Here is a 3,300-nt window from a genome sequence, read left to right as displayed (position 1 = left end):
TGACTACGAATCAGGCGGTTAGAGGTTCGACTCCTCTAGGGTGCATAGTTATCGGGAAGTAGCTCAGCTTGGTAGAGTACTTGGTTTGGGACCAAGGGGTCGCAGGTTCGAATCCTGTCTTCCCGATATAAAATAAAGGCGGTGTAGCTCAGCTGGCTAGAGCGTCCGGTTCATACCCGGGAGGTCGGGGGTTCGATCCCCTTCGCCGCTATTTTTATATGATTTTGCATGACTTGAGGACCTTTAGCTCAACTGGTTAGAGCACTCGGCTCATAACCGAGCGGTCGTAGGTTCGAGTCCTACAAGGTCCATATTGTTATATTGTGGAGGATTACCCAAGTCTGGCTGAAGGGAACGGTCTTGAAAACCGTCAGGCGTGTAAAAGCGTGCGTGGGTTCGAATCCCACATCCTCCTTTTAATAATAGAATATCGCGGGATGGAGCAGCTAGGTAGCTCGTCGGGCTCATAACCCGAAGGTCGTAGGTTCAAATCCTGCTCCCGCAATTATGGCTCGGTAGCTCAGTTGGTAGAGCAATGGATTGAAGCTCCATGTGTCGGCGGTTCGATTCCGTCTCGCGCCATATTTAATGCGGGTGTAGTTTAGTGGTAAAACTACAGCCTTCCAAGCTGTTGTCGCGAGTTCGATTCTCGTCACCCGCTTTTATCTTATTTAGATAGTTTGGGCGCGTAGCTCAGGTGGTTAGAGCGCACGCCTGATAAGCGTGAGGTCGGTGGTTCGAGTCCACTCGTGCCCATTATTATATGTTGGAGAATTACTCAAGAGGCTGAAGAGGACGGTTTGCTAAATCGTTAGGTCGGGTAACTGGCGCAAGGGTTCGAATCCCTTATTCTCCGTTTTAGAACGATGTTATCAATGGATAGCTCGTTTTCTTTTTATATAAAATTAGTAGAAATTGGGTTGATGTTATGCAAAATAAGTGGTCTAGACTGATTTTGAGAGTGATTATAGGGTTAATTGTAGCGGTAGGCTTTCTTTTTTTTCTTATCACAAATAAGCAATTCATCAATCAAAGTTTATCGCCAATAACAAGTAGTATGGCTACAGTAGATAATTTACTATCTTTACCTTTTCGTTGGGGAAAGAATCTTTCAGATTCACTTAATGATTTATTGAGAACTTATGAGGAGAACGGAAAGTTAAAAGCGTCTTTATCTACTTTATCGGATCAAAGAGAAGAATTACTTGCTGTCAAGAGTGAGAATGAACAATTAAGAAAGACTTTAGAAATGCAAGAAAAGGTGTCATCACAGCAGAAAATTACAACAGAGGTGATTACACGCTCTCCTTTGCTTTGGTGGGATGAATTGACTTTAAATGCCGGTCAAGATAAACAAGTAAAAACTCAAATGTTAGCTGTATCTGAAAAAGGTTTGATTGGTAAAATTGTTGATGTTAATCAAAATAGTAGCAAGCTTAGTTTGTTAACAAGGCAAAATGAAGTTCTTGCTATCCCAGTAAAATGGACTAATCAAGAAAAAGTAATTTATGGTTTGTTATCAGGCTACGATCAAAATGAAGGGCTTCTTTTGATTTCTGATATCAATAGTTCAGATGACTTTAAACCAGAGGGAGATGTTGTGACCAGTGGTTTAGATGGTGAAACGGTAGCAGATATTCCAGTGGGTCAATTAATAGCTGTAGATAATAAGACACGAACAGCTAAAGTGAAGCCATGGGCAGATTTTTCGAATTTGTCTGTTATTATATTGGTAGGGAGATGAGCTGTTGTTAAATAATAAATGGATGAATTTGATTTTCTTACTTCTGACTTTACTTGTAGATGTTCACTTGTCAAACAGTCTAAATCAATTTTTTAATGAAGAATTTAGGTTGGTTTCCCATATTTTCCTATTTGTTCTAGTTTATCAAGCTAGATATAATCAGTCATTTTCTCTTTATTGGTTGTACGCCATAGTTGGTTTTTTAGGAGATGTCTATTATTTTAGAATGATTGGTTTAACTAGCCTTTTGTTTCCTAGTATGCTTTATGTGCTAAGAAAATTTCCTAAATTTCAAGAAACCAATCCATTTCAATTGTTTTTAGTTGTTTTATTGGTTAATTTCTTTTTTGAAATAGCACTCTATGTTTTAGCTTATACTTATCAATTAACAACTTATCCTATCGTTGACTTTATTGCCTTCAGTCTGGCACCAAGTTTGCTTTATAATAGCTTTATTAGTTTACTATTACTGCTTGGTTTATCAAAGCGTAATAACTGGTAAGCAATTTTAACATCAAAGTGTAATAATAGCGTAACATAGCAGCTCTCATTATTTGCTATAATAATAAATGTCCAATTGATAAGGAGAGTAATAGTATTATGAAAAAACGTATTTTATCAGCAGTTTTAGTCAGTGGAGTTACCTTGACGACAACAGCAACAGTAAGTGCAGAAGATTATGAGTCGCAAATTGCTGCACAAGATAATGTTATTAGTCATTTAACTGAACAACAACTTTTAACTCAAGGTCAGGTAGCTAGTATTCAAGCTCAAGTAAGTTCGCTTCAAGTAGAACAAGCAAATTTAGTTGCTGAGAATGATCGCTTGCAAGCAGAATCTCAAGCTTTAACAGAGCAAATTCAATCACTGTCAAATAAAATTGTAGCTCGCAATGAGTCTTTGAAAAAACAAGCTCGTAGTGCACAAAAAAATAACACAGCAACAAACTACATCAATACGATTCTTAATTCAAAATCGGTGTCAGAAGCAATTAACCGTATTGTAGCGATTCGTGAAATTGTAGTAGCAAGTGATAACATGTTGTCGCAACAAAAAGCTGATAAAGTTACTTTAGAAGCTAAACAAGCTCAAAATCATGAAGCTCAAAATCAAGTGGCAGCTAATCAAGCGATGATTGCTGAAAACACAGTTGCTTTATCTAATCAACAAGCTGAATTAGAGGCTGTACAAGCTAATCTAGCAACAGAAATTGCGAATGCTGAAGGTCAAAAGGCAGCTATTGTTGCTGAAAAACAAGCACAAGAAGCAGCTGTAGTAGCTCAAATGCAAGCTGAATTAGAAGCTCAAGCATTGGCTCAACAAGCTGTAGTGGAATCAACTCCAGTGGTAGAAGAAGTTTCAGCACCAGTAGTGGAATCAACTCCAGTGGTAGAAGAAGTTTCAGCACCAGTAGTGGAATCAACTCCAGTGGTAGAAGAAGTTTCAGCACCAGTAGTAGAATCAACTCCAGTGGTAGAAGAAGTTTCAGCACCAGTAGTAGAATCAACTCCAGTGGTAGAAGAAGTTTCAGCACCAGTAGTAGAATCAACTCCAGT

The 3,300-nt window shown here is 38.5% G+C and carries 3 protein-coding genes and 9 tRNA genes; all 12 read left to right on the top strand.

Translation table 11 applies throughout. The features are described from left to right. The first annotated feature begins 52 nt into the window (after nt 1–52). A tRNA-Pro gene (locus FRX52_RS03310) sits at nt 53–126 on the top strand. An 11-nt stretch (nt 127–137) separates the two neighbouring features. Further along, a tRNA-Met gene (locus tag FRX52_RS03305) sits at nt 138–211 on the top strand. A gap of 26 nt (nt 212–237) precedes the next feature. Next, nucleotides 238–311 (top strand) — tRNA-Ile (locus FRX52_RS03300). Nucleotides 312–325: 14 nt separating this feature from the next. Next, nucleotides 326–415: transfer RNA gene (locus FRX52_RS03295), tRNA-Ser, on the top strand. Nucleotides 416–431: 16 nt separating this feature from the next. Next, nucleotides 432–505: transfer RNA gene (locus FRX52_RS03290), tRNA-Met, on the top strand. Between the two features lie 4 nt (nt 506–509). After that, nucleotides 510–582 (top strand) — tRNA-Phe (locus FRX52_RS03285). 8 nt (nt 583–590) lie between these two features. Next, nucleotides 591–661, top strand: a tRNA-Gly gene (locus FRX52_RS03280). Between the two features lie 21 nt (nt 662–682). Next, a tRNA-Ile gene (locus tag FRX52_RS03275) sits at nt 683–756 on the top strand. Nucleotides 757–768: 12 nt separating this feature from the next. Next, nucleotides 769–856 (top strand) — tRNA-Ser (locus tag FRX52_RS03270). Nucleotides 857–928: 72 nt separating this feature from the next. Next, a complete protein-coding gene (gene mreC, locus FRX52_RS03265; protein ID WP_146538483.1) occupies nt 929–1,744 on the top strand; it encodes a rod shape-determining protein MreC in 816 nt (271 codons plus the stop codon). Between the two features lie 4 nt (nt 1,745–1,748). Further along, complete coding sequence (gene mreD, locus FRX52_RS03260) at nt 1,749–2,246, top strand: rod shape-determining protein MreD (RefSeq protein ID WP_146538482.1); 498 nt, start codon at nt 1,749–1,751, stop codon at nt 2,244–2,246. A gap of 98 nt (nt 2,247–2,344) precedes the next feature. Continuing rightward, on the top strand, nt 2,345–3,300 hold a 956-nt coding region (locus tag FRX52_RS05525; protein WP_398586894.1), incomplete at its 3' end, for a coiled-coil domain-containing protein.

The organism is Streptococcus sp. sy018, assembly GCF_007859185.1.
In the GTDB taxonomy this organism is placed as follows: domain Bacteria; phylum Bacillota; class Bacilli; order Lactobacillales; family Streptococcaceae; genus Streptococcus.
This window is presented reverse-complemented; position numbering and strand designations above follow the sequence as displayed.

What these genes read in the sequence shown, in the direction of transcription:
- mreC (WP_146538483.1), top strand. Translation starts at nt 929, where the DNA reads ATGCAAAATAAGTGGTCTAGACTGATTTTGAGAGTGATTATAGGGTTA.